The organism is Celeribacter ethanolicus (assembly GCF_001550095.1).
GTDB lineage: Bacteria > Pseudomonadota > Alphaproteobacteria > Rhodobacterales > Rhodobacteraceae > Celeribacter > Celeribacter ethanolicus.
On record NZ_LRUC01000046.1, the window covers coordinates 63,679 to 83,078 of the forward strand.

The 19,400-nt window shown below is 62.0% G+C and carries 20 protein-coding genes; 13 read left to right on the top strand and 7 right to left on the bottom strand.

Annotated elements, in window-relative coordinates; genetic code table 11:
* Window positions 1-80: 80 nt before the first annotated feature.
* The 6 genes from bamA to lpxB all read left to right on the top strand — a co-directional run bounded on the left by bamA (window position 81) and on the right by lpxB (window position 6,453).
* Complete coding sequence (gene bamA / locus NH195_RS16900) at window positions 81-2,435, top strand: outer membrane protein assembly factor BamA (protein ID WP_066709657.1); 2,355 nt, start codon at window positions 81-83, stop codon at window positions 2,433-2,435.
* 12 nt (window positions 2,436-2,447) lie between these two features.
* Window positions 2,448-3,056 (top strand): OmpH/Skp family outer membrane protein, encoded by a 609-nt coding sequence (locus NH195_RS16905; RefSeq protein WP_066709664.1) that lies wholly within the window; start codon window positions 2,448-2,450, stop codon window positions 3,054-3,056.
* A gap of 155 nt (window positions 3,057-3,211) precedes the next feature.
* Window positions 3,212-3,691, top strand: a complete 480-nt coding sequence (gene fabZ, locus NH195_RS16910) for a 3-hydroxyacyl-ACP dehydratase FabZ (RefSeq protein WP_066709666.1) — start codon at window positions 3,212-3,214, stop codon at window positions 3,689-3,691.
* Window positions 3,692-3,701: 10 nt separating this feature from the next.
* Window positions 3,702-4,502 carry an acyl-ACP--UDP-N-acetylglucosamine O-acyltransferase gene (gene lpxA / locus NH195_RS16915; RefSeq protein WP_081423994.1) on the top strand — a complete coding sequence of 267 codons (801 nt, stop codon included), beginning with the start codon at window positions 3,702-3,704 and terminating at the stop codon, window positions 4,500-4,502.
* Between the two features lie 8 nt (window positions 4,503-4,510).
* A complete protein-coding gene (locus NH195_RS16920; RefSeq protein WP_066709672.1) occupies window positions 4,511-5,293 on the top strand; it encodes an LpxI family protein in 783 nt (260 codons plus the stop codon).
* A complete protein-coding gene (gene lpxB / locus NH195_RS16925; RefSeq protein ID WP_066709675.1) occupies window positions 5,290-6,453 on the top strand; it encodes a lipid-A-disaccharide synthase in 1,164 nt (387 codons plus the stop codon). The genes NH195_RS16920 and lpxB overlap by 4 nt, the downstream gene beginning before the upstream one ends.
* 33 nt (window positions 6,454-6,486) lie before the next feature.
* Here lpxB and NH195_RS16930 read toward each other — a convergent pair whose 3' ends face one another.
* Entirely contained in the window at window positions 6,487-6,756 is a 270-nt protein-coding gene (locus NH195_RS16930) for a zinc ribbon domain-containing protein (RefSeq protein WP_238379792.1), read from the bottom strand.
* A gap of 107 nt (window positions 6,757-6,863) precedes the next feature.
* Between NH195_RS16930 and NH195_RS16935 the strand changes: the two genes are divergently transcribed.
* On the top strand, window positions 6,864-7,160 hold the full coding sequence (locus NH195_RS16935; protein ID WP_066709679.1) for a c-type cytochrome: 297 nt from the start codon (window positions 6,864-6,866) through the stop codon (window positions 7,158-7,160).
* Here the strand turns inward: NH195_RS16935 and NH195_RS16940 are convergent, their stop codons facing one another.
* Together NH195_RS16940 and mnmA are read right to left on the bottom strand one after the other, a co-directional pair.
* Window positions 7,161-7,541 (bottom strand): lysozyme inhibitor LprI family protein, encoded by a 381-nt coding sequence (locus NH195_RS16940; protein ID WP_066709682.1) that lies wholly within the window; start codon window positions 7,539-7,541, stop codon window positions 7,161-7,163.
* 1 nt (window position 7,542) lies between these two features.
* Window positions 7,543-8,688, bottom strand: a complete 1,146-nt coding sequence (mnmA, locus tag NH195_RS16945) for a tRNA 2-thiouridine(34) synthase MnmA (RefSeq protein ID WP_066709687.1) — start codon at window positions 8,686-8,688, stop codon at window positions 7,543-7,545.
* A 127-nt stretch (window positions 8,689-8,815) separates the two neighbouring features.
* Between mnmA and sciP the strand changes: the two genes are divergently transcribed.
* The 5 genes from sciP (at window position 8,816) to NH195_RS21815 (ending at window position 14,556) form a co-directional block, all read left to right on the top strand.
* A complete protein-coding gene (gene sciP / locus NH195_RS16950) occupies window positions 8,816-9,094 on the top strand; it encodes a CtrA inhibitor SciP (protein ID WP_066709690.1) in 279 nt (92 codons plus the stop codon).
* A 115-nt stretch (window positions 9,095-9,209) separates the two neighbouring features.
* Window positions 9,210-9,929, top strand: coding sequence for a response regulator transcription factor CtrA (ctrA, locus tag NH195_RS16955; RefSeq protein WP_066709692.1), 720 nt, complete (start codon window positions 9,210-9,212; stop codon window positions 9,927-9,929).
* Between the two features lie 151 nt (window positions 9,930-10,080).
* Window positions 10,081-12,222 carry an NAD-dependent DNA ligase LigA gene (ligA, locus tag NH195_RS16960; protein WP_066709695.1) on the top strand — a complete coding sequence of 714 codons (2,142 nt, stop codon included), beginning with the start codon at window positions 10,081-10,083 and terminating at the stop codon, window positions 12,220-12,222.
* Complete coding sequence (recG, locus tag NH195_RS16965; protein ID WP_066709699.1) at window positions 12,219-14,312, top strand: ATP-dependent DNA helicase RecG; 2,094 nt, start codon at window positions 12,219-12,221, stop codon at window positions 14,310-14,312. Before ligA ends, recG begins: the two co-directional genes overlap by 4 nt.
* Window positions 14,313-14,433: 121 nt before the next feature.
* Window positions 14,434-14,556, top strand: coding sequence for a hypothetical protein (locus NH195_RS21815; protein ID WP_274377293.1), 123 nt, complete (start codon window positions 14,434-14,436; stop codon window positions 14,554-14,556).
* A 181-nt stretch (window positions 14,557-14,737) separates the two neighbouring features.
* On the opposite strand, the gene NH195_RS16970 is transcribed toward NH195_RS21815, so the two are convergent.
* Complete coding sequence (locus NH195_RS16970) at window positions 14,738-16,096, bottom strand: methyl-accepting chemotaxis protein (RefSeq protein ID WP_238379793.1); 1,359 nt, start codon at window positions 16,094-16,096, stop codon at window positions 14,738-14,740.
* A 119-nt stretch (window positions 16,097-16,215) separates the two neighbouring features.
* The gene (locus NH195_RS16975; protein WP_066709702.1) at window positions 16,216-16,668 is read right to left on the bottom strand and encodes an iron-sulfur cluster assembly scaffold protein; all 453 of its coding nucleotides are present in this window, start codon (window positions 16,666-16,668) and stop codon (window positions 16,216-16,218) included.
* A gap of 65 nt (window positions 16,669-16,733) precedes the next feature.
* Here NH195_RS16975 and hisI point away from each other — a divergent pair, with 65 nt between their 5' ends.
* Window positions 16,734-17,126, top strand: a complete 393-nt coding sequence (gene hisI / locus NH195_RS16980; protein WP_066709705.1) for a phosphoribosyl-AMP cyclohydrolase — start codon at window positions 16,734-16,736, stop codon at window positions 17,124-17,126.
* Window positions 17,127-17,178: 52 nt separating this feature from the next.
* Here the strand turns inward: hisI and gluQRS are convergent, their stop codons facing one another.
* Window positions 17,179-18,033, bottom strand: coding sequence for a tRNA glutamyl-Q(34) synthetase GluQRS (gluQRS, locus tag NH195_RS16985; RefSeq protein ID WP_066709708.1), 855 nt, complete (start codon window positions 18,031-18,033; stop codon window positions 17,179-17,181).
* The gene (gene trmFO / locus NH195_RS16990; protein ID WP_066709712.1) at window positions 18,033-19,379 is read right to left on the bottom strand and encodes a methylenetetrahydrofolate--tRNA-(uracil(54)-C(5))-methyltransferase (FADH(2)-oxidizing) TrmFO; all 1,347 of its coding nucleotides are present in this window, start codon (window positions 19,377-19,379) and stop codon (window positions 18,033-18,035) included. Before trmFO ends, gluQRS begins: the two co-directional genes overlap by 1 nt.
* Window positions 19,380-19,400 lie beyond the last annotated feature (21 nt).

Genomic DNA, 19,400 nt, shown 5'->3' on the forward strand with positions numbered 1-19,400 from the left:
ACCGGCGCGTTCCGTTTTGACAAGGGGCGGCAATCCCGGTACTCAGCTAGGGACTTGTGGGGAATTTCGAGAAAGCTGCCATGTTCGCATTCAATGATCGTCCGACCCGTGGGGCAACGCGTTTCGCGGCCCGCGCTTTTGCTCTGTCCTTCGCGGCTTTCGCTGTCACGTCCGTGTCTTACACGGCGTTTCCGACCCCGGCCGCGGCCCAGGCCTACCGATTCACCTCTGTGTCCGTCGAAGGCGCACAGCGGGTGTCGCCCGACACGATCCTGTCCTACGCGGGAATCGCCCGCGGTCAGGGCGTCTCAGCCGCCGAACTGAACGACGCCTATCAGAAGGTGCTGGCCTCCGGCCTGTTCGAGACCGTCGAATTCATCCCGCGCGGCAACACGCTCGTGATCAAGGTGGTGGAATTCCCCGTCGTCTCGGCCATCGCGATCGAAGGCAACAAGAAAGTGTCCGACGAGGCGCTGATGTCGGCGTTGCAGACGAAAGTCCGCGGGGTTTATTCGCCGGCGGTCGTCGAGGCCGATGCCGCCGCGCTCACCGGGGCCTATGAGGTCAAGGGCCAGCTCGTCGCAACGGTGACGCCGAAGATCATCCGCCGTCCGGAAAACCGCGTCGACGTGGTGTTCGAGGTGACAGAGGGCAAGGGGGTCGAGATCGAGCGTCTGAGCTTCGTCGGCAACCGCAGCTATTCCGACAACCGGTTGCGCCGGGTGCTCGAGACCAAGCAGGCCGGGCTGTTGCGTTTCATCGTGGGGCGCGACACCTATGCCGAAGAGCGGGTCGAGTTCGACAAGCGGGTGCTGACCGATTTCTACACTTCGCGCGGCTATGTCGATTTCCAGGTGCTCAACGTCGCCGCCGAATTCTCGCGCGAGCGCAACGCCTATTTCATGACCTTCAACGTGCGTGAGGGGCAGAAATACGAGTTCGGCAAGATTTCCGTCGCCTCCGAGATCGCGGAGGCAGATGGGGCCGAATTCCTCAAGGTCAACAAGATCCGTGAGGGACAGACCTATTCGCCGCTCGCCGTCGACAACACCATCGAACGGATGGAAACGCTGGCCACGGCGAAGGGAATCGACTTCCTGCGGGTCGAGCCGCGGGTGACACGCAACGACCGGGCGCAGACGCTCGACATCGAATTCGTGCTGGTGCGCGGGCCGCGGGTCTTCGTCGAACGCATCGACATCGAGGGCAATGCCACCACGCTCGACCGCGTGGTGCGGCAGAAATTCAAGACCGTCGAAGGCGACCCGTTCAACCCGCGCGAGATCCGCGACGCGGCGGAACGCATCCGCGCGCTCGGCTATTTCTCCAATGCCGATGTGAACACCCGTCAGGGCTCCGCCGAGGATCAGATGATCGTCGATGTGAACGTGACGGAAAAACCGACGGGCTCGTTCTCCTTCGGCGGCAACTACTCGGTTTCCGAGGGCGCCAACCTGATCGCCTCCTTCAGCGAGGCGAACTTCCTCGGGCGCGGGCAACGCCTGTCCTTCAACCTGACGACCGACATCAATGACGGCAGCCTGAGCTTCAACTTCGTCGAGCCGGCCTTCCTCGGGCGCGATGTGGCCTTCGGGCTGTCCGCCGGGATCGGGTCGTCGCAGCCGTCCTATGCGGAATATGTCACCCGCCGGGCCTATGTCTCGCCGCGCCTGACCTTCCCGGTGTCGGAAAACGGGGCGCTGACGGTCAATTACCGGGCCGAGCTGGCCGAGATCGTCGAGGACGAGGATTACACCGACGCGGGTTACACCTATCCGGTGCAGATCCAGAACGACATCGACGCCGGGCGCCTCACGACCCATTCCCTGGGCTATTCCTACAGCTACGACACCCGTCGCAGCGGGCTGAACCCGAATGCCGGGATGCTGTTCAAGTTCGGTCAGGATTTTGCCGGTCTGATCGGGGGTGACACGGATTACATCAAGACCTCCGCCGAACTGACCGGCGAGATGAAGGTCTGGCACGAAGAGGTGACACTGCGCGCGACCCTCGAAGGCGGGGTGATCGACGCCGATGGTGACAGCCGGATCACTGATCGCTACTTCAACTCGCCCTCGATCATCCGTGGCTTCGAGCCGGGCGGCATCGGGCCGCGCTCGTCCAACAACGACCTGCCGCTTGGCGGCAATTACTATGCCGTGGCACGTCTCGAGGCGAATTTCCCGCTCGGTCTGCCGGAGGAATACGGTCTCTCCGGCGGTCTGTTCTTCGACTACGGCTCGGTCTGGGGGCTGGATGACGCGACGGATATCATCGCGGGCTCCGACGATCTGAACTGGCGCTCCGTGGTGGGGGCCTCGATCTTCTGGACGACGCCGATGGGGCCGTTGCGATTCAACTTCACCAAGGCGCTCGACAAGGAAGACTACGACAAGGAACAGAGCTTCGATCTGACCATTTCCTCGAGCTTCTGACGGAGGCTCTGGATGCGGCGTGCGGCGTTTCCGACCTTTGGCCTGTGTTTCGGCCTGAGCCTTGCCCTGTGTTTCGCGCCCTTGGCGGTGCGGGCGCAGGACACGGGCGCGACCGTGCCGCCGGAAACGGAGAAGGTCAGGACCAAGCTGGTCTTTCCGGTGCTGGTGTTCGATCGGGACCGGGTGATCGCCTCGAGCGCGGCCGGTGCGGCGCTGGAGGCCCGTGGCGAGGCGGCGCGCAACGCGCTTCTTGAGGAGAACAAGCGGATCTATGACGAACTCGAGGCCGAAGAGCAGGCTCTGGCCGACATTCGTGACAGCCTGAGCGAGGCGGAATTCCGCGCCCGGGCCCAGGCCTTCGACGAAAAGGTCGTGGCGATCCGGGCCGAACAGGATCAGAAAGCGCAAGCGATCCAGACGCAATATGACGACGGGCTCGCGGGGCTCGAAGAGGAGATGAACAAGGCGCTGACCGGTCTTGCGCGCGATTTCGGCGCGGTTCTGGTGTTCGAGCGCGGGCAGGTCTACCTGATGAGCGGAGCCATAGATGTCTCGGGGCTTCTGATTGAGCGGCTCGATGCGGAGGAGGCGGACGCGCCTGCGGCATCGGAGCCGGACTGAGGGCGCTTGTCAGCCCCTGCCGCGATTGTTACAGCATTGTGGGAAAATGCCATCCCGCCCGCTCAAGGGCCGCGTGCGGGCCGGACCGGGGACGGGTCCGAGGCGTGAAGATGGCCCAGACAAAAGACGGCCCAGAGCCAAGCCGGGGACAAGACATGACCGAGACCACCCAACCGACCACCAAACCGACTGTCGCCGACATCGACCTGATCCAGCGCATCCTGCCGCATCGTTACCCGTTCTTGCTTGTGGACCGCGTGGTGGACATCGTCTGCCCGGAAAGCTGCACCGGCATTAAGAACGTGACCTATAACGAGCCGCATTTTCAGGGCCATTTCCCCGGCGAACCGGTGATGCCCGGCGTGACCATCGTCGAGGCCATGGCACAAACCGCGGCGGTGATGGTCGGTGTCCATATGGATTTGGCCGACAAGGTGTTCAACGTCTATTTCATGAACATCGACGGCGTGAAATTCCGCCGCAAAGTGGTTCCCGGCGATCAGCTCAAGATGCATGTCACGGTGAAACGCGGCGGCGGCAAGGTCTGGAAATTCGACGGCCGCGCCGAGGTCGACGGCGAACTGGCCTGTCAGGCCGAGTTCACCGCGATGATGGACCTGACGCCGAAATCCTGAGGGCAAGACGATGAGCATGATCGACCCGAGCGCCAAAATTCATCCGTCTTCGGTGATCGAAGAGGGCGCCGTCATCGGCGCGGGTTGCGAGATCGGCCCGTTCTGCCTTGTCGGCCCGAAGGTGCGGCTTTCTGACCGGGTCACGCTCAAATCCCATGTCGTCGTCACCGGCGACACCGAGATCGGCGAGGACACCACGGTGTTTCAATTCGCCTCCATCGGAGAGATCCCGCAGGATCTCAAGTTCAAGGGCGAAGAGACGAAACTCGTCATCGGCAAGCGCAACCGCATCCGCGAATACGTGACGATGAACACCGGCACCGAGGGCGGTGGCGGCGTGACGCGCGTCGGCGATGACGGGCTGTTCATGTCGTCCTGCCACGTGGCCCATGACGCGCAGATCGGGGATCGGGTGATCCTTGTGAACTCGGTCGCAGTGGCCGGTCATTGCCATATCGAGGACGATGTGATCATCGGCGGGCTGTCGGGCATCCACCAATGGGTGCGGATCGGGCAGGGTGCCATTGTCGGGGCGCTTTCCATGGTCACCTCCGACGTGCTGCCGCATGCGCTGGTGCAGGGGCCGCGCGCCGAGTTGGATGGGCTGAACCTCGTGGGTCTCAAACGCAAAGGCGTTGATCGGGACGACATCAACCAGCTCCGCGCCGCCTTCCAGATGCTCAAACAGGGCGAAGGCTCGTTCAAGGACCGCGCCCAGCGTCTGACGGAAGATTTCGACAGCGATTACGTCGCGCGCATGGTGGCCTTCGTCATGGGCGAGAGCGACCGTGGTTTCCTGACCCCGAAGTGAGGCCCGCGATGACCCGAACCGCGATCATCGCCGGCTCGGGCGCGCTGCCCCGGCTTTTGGCCGAGGCGCTGAATGAGCCCGTTTATGTCACGCTCGATGAGACGGCGGTGCCGGAGGGGATCGACCATGTCACCGCGCGGATCGAGAAGCTCGGCAAGCTCTTCAAGGAACTGAAATCCCACGACGTCGGCGCGGTGGTCTTTGCGGGCGCGATGGCGCGGCCCAAGATCAATCCGATGAAACTGGATCACCACGCCTTTCGCCTCGCCCGCAAACTCGGCAAGGGCGATGATGCGCTGCTGCGCGAGGTTCTGGCGCTGTTCGAGGATCAGGGCTTTCTGATCCGCGCCGCCACCGAAATCCGTCCCGATCTTTTGCTTGCGCCCGACACGCTTTGGGGCCGCAAACCGTCGCGCGAAGACCTCGATGACGCTGCACGCGCGCAGGAGGTGCTCGACGCGCTGTCGCCGCTGGATGTCGGGCAGGGCGCGGTCTGTGCCGGGGGTCAGATGCTGGGGATCGAGACGGTTCAGGGCACCGATGCGATGCTGTCCTTCGTGGGCGCGACGCCGGAGCGGTTGCGCCGGGCCAGGGGCGTTTTCGTCAAGGCGCCGAAACGCGGGCAGGACCTGCGCATCGACATGCCGACCATCGGTATCGAGACGGTGGAAAAGCTGATCTCCGCCGGGATTGGCGGCATTGTGGTGCCTGCGGGGGGCGTGATTGTCCTGGAACAGGAACGGATCAAAGCGCGGATCAAGGAGGCGGGGCTGTTCCTGAAGGCGCAATGACCGAGAAAGCGGTGAAGGTGTTCGTGATCGCGGGCGAGGCCTCGGGCGACAAGCTGGGGGCGGCCGCCATGGCGGGCCTGAAATCTCTCGCAGAGGTCGAGTTTCGCGGCGTCGGCGGCATGCGCATGGCGGAGGAGGGGCTTACGAGCCAGTTTCCGATGTCCGAGCTGTCGCTCATGGGCATTGCCGAGATCCTGCCGAAATATTTCCACTTGAAACGCCGCATCCGCGAGGTGGCGCGGGCCATTCTCGACTGGCAGCCCGATGTGGTGCTGACCATCGACAGCCCGGATTTCTGCCTGCGCGTCGCCGACCTTGTGAAGGCCGAAAGCGACATCCGGATTTGCCATTACGTGGCGCCCACCGTTTGGGCCTGGCGGCCCGAACGCGCCGCGAAGATGGCGAAACGCGTGGATCAGGTGCTGGCGCTGTTTCCGTTCGAGCCGCCCTATTTCGAGAAAGAGGGGCTCCGGTGCGATTTCGTCGGTCACCCGGTGGTGACCGAGGATGTGGCGAGCTTCGACGCGGTGATGACCTTGCGCGCCACCTGTAATCTGATCGACAAGCCCGTCGTTTTGATCCTGCCCGGCTCGCGCAAAGGCGAGATCAGCCGTCTTGCGCCGATTTTTGGCGAGACTTTGGGGCATTTCGCCAAGACCCACCCGGAGGCAGGCTATTGGCTGGCGGTGGCGCCGGGGCTTGAGGATCATGTGCGCGCCGCGATCAAGGATTGGCCTGTCGAGGTCGAGCTGTTCACCGACCCGGTAAGCAAATCCGTGGCCTTCCGGGGTGCCGATGTGGCGCTGGCGGCCTCGGGGACGGTGTCTCTGGAACTGGCGGCCAATGACACGGCGATGGTGATTGCCTACCGGATGAACTGGCTGACCGAACAGATCGTCAAGCGCAAGCTTTTGGTCGACACGGTGACCTTGGTCAATCTGGTGTCCGAGAGCCGCGTGGTGCCGGAATTCCTTGGCCCCGACTGTATCCCGCAGAAGATCGCGGCGAGCCTGTCGCATGTGGTCAACACTCAGGGGCACGAGCAGCGCGCGGCCATGAATCTGACCATGGAACGGCTCGGGCGTGGCGATGAGGCTCCGGGGCTTCGGGCGGCGCGCGCCGTCTTGGACGGAATCTCCGAGGCGCGGGCCGTGGCCTGAGTATTTTCACAGCAAAGGAAACGCAGGGACACGTCAGGCGGCGTCGCGCCAGCGTTCCAGATGCGGGATGTGGCGTGTTTTGAGCCAGGCGAGCAGGGCCAATGTGCCATGGTCGCGCAGTTTCCCGGAACAGAGTGTCTGCATGTCCTGCGCGGTCATGTCGGGATCGACGAATGCACCGTCGAGATAGCAGAACGAGCAGAAATGATCGGACCGGGTTCCGTCGGCATTGCGCCCGCCGCCCAAGGGGTCCTGGGACAAAGGCATGCCGCAGCTTTGGCAGAATTTCATAGGCGAAGTCATGGCGCAGCCCTCCATTGCAACCATGAGGAGAAGGCTAAGGCGACTCATCGCGGCGATTCTTTGCGCTCGGTCAATTCGAGGCGTAGTGTGATCGCCGGAGGTGTGCGATGGGTCGAGCCGTTTTCTGTGTTGCTTTGATGTTTTGCGTCCTGTCGGCGCAGGCCGATGACCTGACGGTCGGGGATTTGGTCGCAGAGACCGCCCGTGGGGCGGAGATTTATGCCGAAAAATGTGCGCGATGTCATGGCGGGACGATAGAAATGGTCCTCGCGCCCGAGGACGCGTCGCGAATCGCAGCGTTTCTTGCCTCGCACAAGACCCGTTTCGATCAGGACCGAACAGATCGGGACAACGCCGATCTTGCGGCCTATCTGGTGAGTCTGTCTCCCACTCAGCGCAACTGATCAGTTGATCTGGTCTTCGATCTCTTTGGTGCGTGCGCGGGTCAGCTCGACCCGGCACGACCGGATTGCGATCCCCGTGCCGGAGCCGCCGCCAAAGCCCGCGCCGACAGAGTCGCATTGCGCATCGCGGTAGGTTTGCCACGCGGTTTGCGACGCTTCCAGAGCGGGCAGGGCCACATCGCGCCCGGTGATTTCGTCGAGCTCCTGCGCGGAGCTGCGGGCAAAGCCCAACATGATCTCGAGCGCCGCGTCTGCCCGCTTTTCGGTCTCGGCCACGCAATCGGCGATCTCGACCTGCGAGCCGAGGCCGATAGAGCATTCCGTCGACGGATCGGCAAAAGCAGACACTGGCAGGAGGGAGATCAAAGCGAGGCGTTTCATCTCAGCGTCCTTTCCAGATCCAGCCGCCGCCATAGATGCGCGGGCTTTCCGGATCGTAGAACACACAGGCCTGACCTGGCGAGACGCCTTCTTCGGCGGTCGCGAGTTCGACCTCCGCTTCGGTCTCCGAGATCGGGCGGACGATGGCCTCGCGTGGCGGGCGGGTCGAGCGCACCTTGACGTCGAGCACCCATTCCTTGCGAGACATGAAGGGCTCATCGCCCAGCCAGTTGATCTCCCGCACCGGGATCGTCCGGGTCGCCAGCATGTCTTTCGGGCCGACAACCACCTGCCGGTTGTCGACATCGAGTTTCACCACATAAAGCGGATCGGCCAGCCCACCGATGCCAAGCCCGCGGCGCTGGCCGATCGTATAGTGAATGACGCCCTTATGGGTGCCCAGCACATTGCCGTTTTGGTCGACGATCTCGCCGGGTTCGGCGGCGCCGGGGCGCAGTTTCTCGATCACCTGTGCGTAATTGCCGTTGGGCACGAAACAGATGTCCTGACTGTCGGGCTTGTCCGCCACGGAAAGCCCGTATTTCGCCGCAAGCGCCCGCGTCGCATCCTTCGACGGCAAATGGCCCAGAGGGAAGCGCAGATAGGAAAGCTGCTCCGGCGTGGTCGAGAACAGGAAATAGCTCTGATCGCGGTTCGGATCGGCGGCGGAGTGCAACTCCGGCCCGTTCTCGCCCATCACGCGTTGGATATAATGCCCGGTCGCCATGCAATCGGCATCGAGATCCTTCGCGGTGTTCAACAGATCCTTGAACTTCACGCGTTCGTTGCAGCGGATGCAGGGCACGGGGGTGGCCCCCGCCAGATAGCTGTCGGCAAACTCGTCGATCACGGCATCCTGAAAGATGTTCTCGTAATCGAGCACATAATGCGGGAAGCCCATCTCCTCGGCGACGCGCCGCGCGTCATGAATGTCACGCCCCGCGCAACAGGCGCCTTTCTTGGCCAGAGCCGCGCCGTGGTCATAGAGCTGCAAAGTCACGCCGACCACGTCATAGCCTTCTTCGGCCAGTTGCGCCGCCACGACGGACGAGTCGACGCCGCCCGACATGGCCACGACCACGCGGGTGTCCTTGGGGGGCTTGGCAAAGCCCAAAGAGTTCAGCGGGTGTGCGCCGTCGTCAAACATGAACAAATCCTTTCGGGAACTGCTCCGCTATATAAGAAAATTCGAGCTATTCTCAAGTCCCGGCTTCACCCCCCATTAAGAGGATTGCGGCACAAAGGCTGTGCAATTCAAGATGAGGGTGAGCGTTATGTATCTCAAGAAAGTCGATGGCCCCCGTGCGGTGACCCTTCCCGATGGGTCGATCATGACCCGTGCCGATCTGCCGCCGAAGGACACCCGCCGCTGGGTCGCCTCGCGAAAGGCGGCCGTGGTGAAGGGGGTGGTCTTCGGCTTGATTCCCGTCACCGAGGCGCTGAAAATGTATGGATTGTCCGAAGAAGAGTTCAATTCGTGGAAAAATGCCATCACGGAGCACGGCGAAGCGGCGCTGAAAGCCACCTCTGTGCAGAAATATAGACAACCTTGAGTTGAAATTCGAAAAAGGTTAAATCTGGTAACGTGTAGTTAACCATTTTTAGCCATCTTCCTAACAAGCGAACGCAACAAGAACGTCATTGGAAGAAAAACGGAGAGCCAAGGTTATGCGTATTTTGCTGGTCGAAGACGATCCCACCACCTCGAAAAGCATCGAATTGATGCTGTCGCACGCCAACCTCAACGTCTACACGACGGACCTTGGCGAAGAGGGGATCGATCTCGCGAAACTTTATGATTACGATTTGATCCTTCTCGATCTCGGGCTGCCCGACATGAACGGCCATGAGGTGCTGCGGCAATTGCGCCTCGCGCGCGTCGACACGCCGATCCTGATCCTGTCGGGGGCCGACGATACCGAAAACAAGATCAAGGGCTTCGGCTTCGGCGCCGACGATTACCTGACCAAGCCGTTTCATCGTGAGGAACTGGTCGCCCGCATTCACGCCATCATCCGTCGCTCGAAAGGCCATTCGCAATCGGTCATCCGCACCGGCAAGATCGAGGTCAATCTCGATGCGAAAAACGTCTCCGTCGGCGGCAAGCCGGTGCATCTGACCGGCAAGGAATATCAGATGCTGGAGCTTCTGTCGCTGCGCAAGGGCACGACACTGACCAAGGAAATGTTCCTCAACCATCTCTATGGCGGCATGGACGAACCCGAGCTCAAGATCATCGACGTGTTCATCTGCAAGCTGCGCAAGAAACTCGCCAACGCCACCGACGGTGCGAATTACATCGAGACCGTCTGGGGCCGTGGCTATGTGCTGCGCGATCCGGAACCTGGTAGCAGCCATGGCGACGAACAGATGGCGATCGGGGCCTGACGCCATCGGGCGAGATATTTGTACCCGGCGGTATCTGCGCCGCCGGTCCCGTAACCCGTCGAGACGTTTTCTCACCTCCGTGGATATCATACTGGACCTCCCCGCGCCCCTCTCCTAAATCAGAGAGAGGCATCTGCGGGGAGGTATTTTCATGGCTGACGATCTGGCACAGGAAAAATCTGTTGCGACAAAAGCCACCTCTGCGCTGAGCGTGGAGGAGGCGCGTGCGGAGCTTGCGCGGCTCGCGGATCTTTTGGCCGGGGCCAACACGGCCTATCACGCGGACGATGCGCCGGTGATGTCGGATGCCGATTACGATGCGCTCAAGCGCCGAAATGCCGAAATTGAAGCACGTTTTCCCGATCTGAAACGCGACGACAGCCCGACCGAGCAGGTCGGTGCGGCCCCGTCCGAGGGCTTTGGCAAGATCACCCATGCCGTGCGAATGATGTCGCTCGCGAATGCCTTTGACGACGAGGATGTGGCGGAATTCGACCGTTCCGTGCGCAAATATCTCGGCGCTCCGGGCGAGATCGCCTATACCGCCGAGCCGAAAATCGACGGGCTGTCGCTTTCTTTGCGCTACGAGCAGGGCAAACTCGTCTCGGCCGCCACCCGCGGCGATGGCGAGGTCGGTGAGAATGTCACCGCCAATGCCCGCACCATTGCCGACATTCCGCAGGAGCTGACCGGTGCGCCCGAGATTCTCGAAGTGCGTGGCGAGGTCTACATGTCGCATGCCGATTTCGAGGCGCTGAACGCTCGCCATGCCGAGCGCGGCGGCAAGACCTTCGCAAATCCGCGCAACGCTGCCGCCGGGTCCCTGCGCCAGCTCGATGCCGAGATCACCCGTGCGCGGCCTCTGAAATTCTTCGCCTATGCCTGGGGGGAACATTCCGAGCCGTTAGCCGATACTCAGATGGGCGCGATTCACCGCCTCACCGAACTGGGATTTCAGACCAACCCGTTGACCAAGCGCTTCACCGACATCTCAGAGTTGATCGCACATTATCATGAGATCGAGACGCAGCGCGCCACGCTCGGCTATGACATCGACGGGGTGGTCTACAAGGTCGACCGGCTCGACCTGCAACACCGTCTCGGGTTTCGCTCCACCACGCCGCGTTGGGCGATTGCGCATAAATTCCCGGCGGAACTCGCCTGGACCCGGTTGGAGGCCATCGACATTCAGGTCGGTCGCACCGGGGCGCTGTCTCCGGTGGCGCGTCTGACCCCGGTGACCGTCGGCGGTGTCGTCGTCTCGAATGCGACACTGCACAACGAGGATTACATCAAGGGTCTCGATAGCAAGGGCGAAGAAATTCGCGGCGGCAAGGACATTCGCGTCGGCGATTGGGTGCAGGTCTACCGCGCCGGTGACGTGATCCCCAAGGTCGCCGACGTCGATCTTGCCCGACGCAAGTCCGACGCGTTGCCATACGCTTTTCCGACAACCTGTCCCGAGTGTGGATCGGATGCGATCCGCGAAGAGGGCGACGCGGTGCGGCGCTGTACCGGCGGGTTGATCTGTCCCGCGCAAGCTGTTGAAAAGCTGAAACATCTCGTCTCGCGCGGTGCGTTCGACATCGAGGGTCTGGGCGCGAAACAGGTGGAGCAGTTCTATAAGGACGGTTGGGTGAAAGAACCCGCCGACATCTTTGAACTCAAAGCGAAATTCGGCCCCGGAAACCTGTTGCAACTGAAGAACCGAGAAGGTTGGGGCGAGAAATCCGCCCTCAACCTCTTCGACGCCATCGACACCCGCCGCGACATTCCGCTCGCCAGGCTGATCTTCGGCCTAGGCATCCGGCACGTTGGGGAAAGTTCTGCAAATCTGCTTGCAACCCATTATGGCACCTGGGAAAACTTCGAGAGTGCGATGAAAACCGCAACCGTGGGCACGGGGCCGGAATGGGACGATCTCCTGTCGATCGACGGTGTGGGCGAGGTCATGGCGACCTCGGTGATCACCACGTTCCATCAGGAGGCCGAACGTGCCTCCATCGACCGTCTGGTCGCGCATCTCCGGCCCATCGAGGCGGAAAAACCGCAAAATGACAGTCCGGTCAGTGGCAAGACCGTGGTCTTCACCGGAACGCTCGAAAAGATGACCCGGGCAGAGGCCAAGGCCCGCGCCGAGGCGCTTGGCGCGAAAGTCTCAGGCTCGGTCTCGGCAAAAACCGATTTGGTCGTGGCCGGTCCGGGGGCTGGCTCGAAAGAGAAAAAAGCCCGCGAATTGGGCATTGAACTGCTGGACGAAGACGGCTGGCTCGCTTTGATCGGGGACGCATGAATTCAGGTCGGCCAGATATCCTGTTTCCGCTGTTCGCGGGCCTCGAAACCCTCGCGGGTGTCGGACCTAAAACCGCGAAGCTCTTGCCCGCGCTCGGGATTGAGCGGCCTCGTGATTTGCTGTTCACCCTGCCGAATGCGGTGGTGGACCGGAGGCGGCGCGACAGTCTGCGCGAGGTCGCGCCGGGGGAGATTGCCACGGTCGAAGTCACCGTGCTGCGCCACCAGCCGCCGAGCCGCAAGGGGCTGCCGTACCGGGTGACCGTCGAGGACCGCGAACTGGCGTTTCAGGTGGTGTTCTTTCGCGGTGCGCCGAAATGGATCGAGGCGCAATTGCCGGTGGGCGAACGGCGGCTGATCTCCGGCAAGGTCGAGATGTATGACGGCCAGTTCCAGATGCCGCATCCCGATCACATCCTGTCGCCCGAGGAGGCGGGAGAATTGCCGGGGTTCGAACCGGTCTATCCGCTGACGGCGGGCGTGACGCAGAAAACCATGGCCAAAGCCAGTGCGGCGGCGCTTGAGCGGGTGCCGGAGTTGGCAGAATGGATCGACCCGGCGCTGAAGGCGCGCGAAGGTTGGCCGGATTTCGACGTGGCCCTGGATCAGGCGCACCGGCCCTTGTCTCAAAGCGAAGTGTCGCCCACGAGTGCAGCGCGGCAACGCTTGGCCTATGACGAATTGTTTGCCCATCAGGTGACGCTGGCTCTGGCCCGGGCGCAGGTGCGGCGCGGCAAGGGACGGGCGAATGAGGGCAATGGCGCGCTGCGGGGCAAGGTCCTGGCCGCGCTGCCGTATCGGCCGACCAGGGCGCAGGCCCGCGCGATGGAGGAGATCACCGCCGATATGGCGACGCCTTTGCGGATGAACCGGCTGTTGATGGGCGATGTCGGGTCGGGCAAGACGCTTGTGGCGCTGATGGCTCTGCTGGTCGCGGTCGAGGCAGGCGGGCAGGGTGTCATGATGGCTCCCACGGAAATCCTTGCGCGTCAGCACCTTGAAGGTTTGCGCCCGATGGCGGAGGCGGCAGGCGTGGTGCTGGAGCTTTTGACCGGGCGGGACAAGGGGCGCGCACGCGAGGACAAGCTCGCGGCTCTCAAACGTGGCGATATTCACATTCTGGTCGGCACCCATGCGGTGTTTCAGGAGGATGTGGCGTTTCACGATCTGCGGCTGTCGATCATCGACGAGCAGCACCGGTTCGGAGTGACGCAACGTCTGGCGCTGGCGCAAAAAGGCCAGGCTGTGGATGTGTTGGTGATGACCGCGACGCCGATCCCGCGTTCGCTCTCACTGGCGCAATATGGCGATATGGATGTTTCGGTGCTGGACGAAAAACCGCCCGGACGAACACCGGTCAAGACCGCGCTGAGTTCCATCGAACGGATGGACGAGGTGGTCGCGCATCTGAGAGGAGCGATTGCGCAGGGACGGCAGGCCTATTGGGTCTGCCCGCTGGTCGAGGAAAGCGAAGTGGTCGACATGATGGCCGCCGAAGAGCGGTTCAAGACGCTCCGCTCCGCTTTCGGGGAGGGTCAGGTCGGCTTGGTCCACGGTCAGATGGCCGCCGAGGATAAGGACCGGACCATGGCGGAGTTCGCCGCTGGACGGCTGTCGGTTCTGGTGGCGACGACGGTGATCGAGGTGGGGGTGAACGTGCCCAACGCGTCAATCATGGTCATTGAGCGCGCGGAAGCTTTCGGTCTGGCGCAGTTGCATCAGTTGCGTGGACGGGTCGGGCGGGGCGATGTCGCCTCGACCTGTCTTCTGATGTACAAACCTCCGCTGACCGAGACCGGGCGTCGGCGGCTGGAGATCCTGCGCGAGACGGAGGACGGGTTTCGGATTGCTGAGGAAGACCTTGCCATGCGGGGTGCGGGCGATGTTCTGGGCACGGCGCAATCCGGGCTGCCACGGTTTCGCGTGGCGGATCTGGAGCGGCAATCGGCGCTGATGGCGTTGGCGCAATCGGATGCACGCAAGCTTTTACATGACGATCCGAAGCTCCAGACTGAGCGCGGGGCGGCAGTACGTGTGCTTTTGTGGCTCATGGGGAAGGACGAAGAGATTCGTTTGATTTCAGTGGGTTAGTTGGAACTCGCATCGCGTAATTCCATTTTGTTCGCGAATGTTCTCAAAAAGTTCTTTACAGGCCTCGGGCGATATGAGAACAAATTGGCAACAAGTCATTAACCATGATGCCGAGGATGCCATGATCAACGACCTGAAATCCGTAGTCGCCCGTTCGCAAGCCACGCTGTTCGAAGATATGCTCGGAGCGGTTGCTTTGCTCGTCATCCTCATGGGAGGCTTGTCCCTGCCGGCTCTGCTCTGATCTCGCCTGATTGAGACACGATATTCCTATTCTGCCTGAGATCTGACCCCGACCCGCACTCCGGCTTTCTGCTGACATTCACCTGTTCCCGTCAGCGGTGGGCCTCATCCCACCGACCGCCGTGCGGAGCTCAGATCCGACTGCCGCCGCCTTCGCCCCGAAGTGCGGCGGTTTCTTTTGTTCAGAACGTGTAAGCAAGGCGCAGCCCGCCCCAATGCTGCCCATCCGCGAAGATCGGCGCGGAGACATCCTTCATCATGACGAATTTTCCGGCCCCCATGTCGCGGCGATAGACCTGCAACAGAAAGGGTTCGGTGTTACGCCCGGCCTTGAGCCCGACGCGGTCATCGAAGATGCGTCGGTTGCGGGCATTGGCAGCGTTCCAGGCCGTGTCCTTGCTCTGCGGCTGTGAGAATTTGCGGTTGTGCGTCGGCAGATAGCCGTTCGGGTCGATCGCCGCGCAGAACACGACCTTTGGGTCGATCGACAGCATGGCTTCCTGAATCTCAGGCAGAACCTCGTCGGTGAATTGAGTGAACCGCGCCATATGCTGCGCCGGGTTGGTGCCCGCAAGTGGCACATAGCTCCGGTCGAACAGATCGGCACGCGAAATTCGGCCGGAGGCGAGGGCGCCGGTGAACAGGGCGGAGATCTCTGCTGCGGCCTGCCGCGTCTTGTTGATGAAGAACAGATCCTCGCTCGCGCCACCGAGGGCCACGGCGGTCTGGAAGATGGTTTCCGAACTGTCGACCAGCTTTTCGACACGCGTGTTGGCGATATGGATACCCTCCGCCGTATCGCGCGCGATGGTGCCGATCGTGTCGAAGGCGGGTTGGAATTTCTCCACCGCGTATTGAACTTTCTCGGCCTCATCCGCCATGGTCCGGGTGGCGGAATGGGTTTGGCGCACCCCTTCGGCAATGCCGGTCAGCGCGTGGTCCGCTTCGGTCGCATTGGCGATGACATGGGAAGCGTCCGAAGACACGGTGCCGGCCTCGTCGCGCAGTTTCCCGACCCAGCTCGACAGGGTGGAGATATTCTCCTCGATCTCTCCCGCAGCGCGCGCGGTCTTCTGTGATAATTCGTTGATCGCCTCAGCCACGACGCCGAATCCGCGACCGCTGTCGCCAGCGCGCGCGGCTTCGATCTTGGCGTTGATGGCGAGGATGTTCACCTGACGGGCGATGTCGGCGATATGGGCATTGTTGGCCTCGACCGCCTCGAGCGATTTCGCAACCCGTTCCATGCGTTCGGCCAGTTCCTGTACCCATGCGGCGACGCTTTGCGATTTCTGCCCGCTCTCGCGCACGAAGGCCACCGAGCCCTCGACTTTCGCAAGCGTCTGATCGGTGATGCCGGTCACCGAAGTCAGAGCCTGACGCACGGTGCCATTGGCCGCCATCACCTCGGAGGCGGCGATCTGGGCCTCGCTCAACGTGCGGATCTGGTTTTGCGACTGACGGTCGACCGTATCGAGAAAGCCGGCGATATCGACCACTTCGAAACCGAGACGGCCCGCATAGTCGGCAAGTTTCGTCATGCGCTGATCTGCGGGTTGGGCCCCGTCAAACTCGGGATTGGGAATCATGAACACCTCCGGATTGCTCCGGATCATGCCCCAAGGGTCTTACGCTTCGGTTAAGCCCGTTCCAATTCGTCTCAGTCCGGGGTTTTCAGCCTGTCAAAACCGTGACAGGCGGCTGTGAGCGCCAAAAGAATGGAGGCGTGCCGATTTTTGAAATCGCGGGCGGGCAGGAGGGCCTCGAAGCCTTCGAACGGGGCGGAAGGCACGGGGCCATCCTGCTTGAGAAAGGCGGTCAACTCGTCGCGGGCGCGGATCAGCTCGGCTTCCGTGCGCCCGATGACATGACGCCCAAGTACGGAGGCCGCCGCCTGACCCAAGGCACAGGCCTTCACATCCTGCGCAAACCGGGTGACGCGCCCGTCTTCGACATCCATGTCCACGGTCACGGTCGAGCCGCAGAGCGGTGCGCGTTCCTTGATCGACACCATCGGCGCATTAAGCCGCCCCGTGAGCGGGATGTCGGCCGCCAGCGCCAGGAGCGTGCCGGAATAGAGCTGTGCAAGGTCAGTGGAGGAGGTCGCGGACATGGTTTGCCTTTCGGGATCGGGTCTCATAGATAGGGCAAATGCCCTCGTTTGGAAAGGACAGGCCCATGTGCAGTGCGACGTGCAGCGATGAGAGATTTGGCACATTCGATGCCGCTCAGTTGACATATGATGACAAGGGGCTGATCCCGGCCATTGCGCAGGACCATGCGACGGGCGAGGTGCTGATGATGGCCTGGATGAACGAGGCCTCGGTGCGCAAAACGCTGGAGACCGGCAAGGTGACCTATTGGTCGCGTTCGCGTCAGGCCTTCTGGGTCAAGGGCGAGACCTCCGGCCACCTGCAAACGCTGGTGGATTTCCGCTTCGACTGCGACATGGATTGCATCCTCGTTCTGGTCAATCAGGCGGGGGCTGCGTGCCACACCAATCGGCGCTCGTGTTTCTACCGTTCGGTGCAGGACGGCGAGGCCGTTGAGTTGATGAAACCGATGAGTTGAGTATTTTGCCAGCAAAGGAACCCCGTTCCGTTTCCTTTGCTGCCCCAAATACTCACAATCCGATCAAAGCTTTCACATCCTCAGGGGTGAGGCCCTCCTCGCGAAATTTCGAGATGGCTTTGGCGTCCGTGCGTTTGGCAAGCCGTTTGCCGTTCTCGTCACGGATCAGGCGGTGATGGTGGTAAGCAAGTTCCGGCAGATCCAGAAGTGCCTGCAACAGCCGGTGGATTTGCGTCGCCTCCATAAGATCGGCACCGCGCACGGCCTCGGTGATGCCCTGAGCCGCGTCGTCGATCACCACGGAAAGGTGATAGGCGGCGGTGCCAAGCTCCTTGCGGGCCAGAACGATGTCGCCGACACCCTGGATCAGGTGATCCGCATCGAGGCGATGCGTTCCGGTCTCGTAGGGGCCGGTTTCCTGCCATGAGAATCGGCTCACATCCCCCAGATATGCAAGGCTTTTTGCCATATCGAGTCGGATCGCGTCGCCGGTGCGGAATGATGCCATGGCGCGGCTGCGACAGGTGCCGGGGTAAATCACCCCATCGGGACCCATTGGGGCACCTTCCTGCGGGGCCGACAGCGCGTTCATCACATCGCGGCGGGTGCAGGAGCAGGGATAGATCAGGTCCAGTTCATCGAGCCTTTTCAGGGCACTTGCGTAAATGTCTTCGCGTGCCGTGATGTGCAGGACCGGCTCCGGCCAAGAGATCCCGAGCCATCTGAGATCGGCGTAGATCAGCGCCTCCCATTCCGGGCGGCAGCGGCTTGTGTCGCCATCCTCGATGCGCAGGAGAAAACGACCGTTTTGCTCCCGTGCGCGGGTGTAAGCGGTGAGCGCGGAAAAGGCGTGACCCAGATGCAGAGGCCCCGTGGGGCTAGGCGCAAACCGGGTCACGTAGGGCATTAGGATTGCTCCTCAAGCCATTGATTGAAATCTTCTTTGGCGCGATCTGTGTACCCTTTGTAGCGCTCCTTGCGGCCTTTGCGACCGCCACGCAGACCGTCCAGCGGCGGGAAAAGACCGAAGTTCACATTCATCGGCTGAAAGGTCTTGGCCTCCGCACCACCAGTGATGTGGTTGATCAGGGCGCCCATCGCCGTGGTAAAGGGCGGCGGCGGCAGGTTGCGGCCCAGTAGTTCGGCGGCGGCCATGCGACCGGCGAGCAAGCCCATGGCAGCGCTTTCGACATAGCCCTCAACGCCCGTCACCTGACCGGCAAAGCGAATGTTCGGCCGCGATTTCAACCGCATCTGATCGTCGAGAAGCGTCGGCGAATTGAGGAAGGTGTTGCGGTGAATGCCGCCGAGACGGGCAAAGCTTGCGTTCTCCAAACCGGGGATCATTTTGAACACCTCAGTCTGCGCGCTGTATTTCATTTTTGTCTGAAATCCGACGATGTTATAAAGCGTTCCTAACGCATTGTCGCGGCGCAATTGCACCACGGCATAGGCCTTGTCCTCGGGCTTATGGGCATTGGTCAGGCCGATGGGTTTCATCGGTCCGTGGCGCAGGGTTTCCCGCCCGCGTTCGGCCATGACCTCGATCGGCAGGCAACCGTCGAAATATTTCGCGGTTTCGCCCTCGTGGAACTCGGTCTTGTCCGCGGCCAGAAGCGCGTCGATGAAGGCCTCGTATTGATCCTTGGTCATCGGGCAGTTGAGATAGGCTTTCTGCTCTTCCTCGGTCTCGCCCTTGTCATAGCGGGACTGGAGCCAGGCGACATCCATATTCACGCTCTCGGCATAGACGATGGGGGCGATGGCATCGAAAAACGCCAGACGATCGGCGCCGGTCTCAGCCGCGATGGCTTCGCCAAGTGCCGGAGAGGTCAGCGGGCCGGTGGCGAAAATCCACATGCCCTCGGAGGGCAATTCGGTGATCTCGCCGTAGTCGACGGAGATGTTCGGATGGGCCTCAAGTGTGGCGGTGACGTGATCGGCGAAGGCCTCGCGATCCACGGCCAAAGCACCGCCTGCAGGCAGTTTGTGCTTGTCCGCCGTCGCCATGATCAAACCGTTGGCGGCGCGCATTTCCCAATGCAAAAGCCCCACGGCATTCTGTTCGTCATCGTCCGAGCGGAAGGAGTTGGAGCACACCATCTCGCCGAATTTGCCGCTTTGATGCGCAAAGGTTTCGACCTCGGGCCGCATTTCATGCAGCACGACTTTGATGCCGAGATTGGCGGCCTGCCATGCGGCCTCGGACCCGGCCATGCCGCCGCCGACGATGTGAAGTGTGTGTTCTGTCATGACGTCCTGCACCATTTTAGG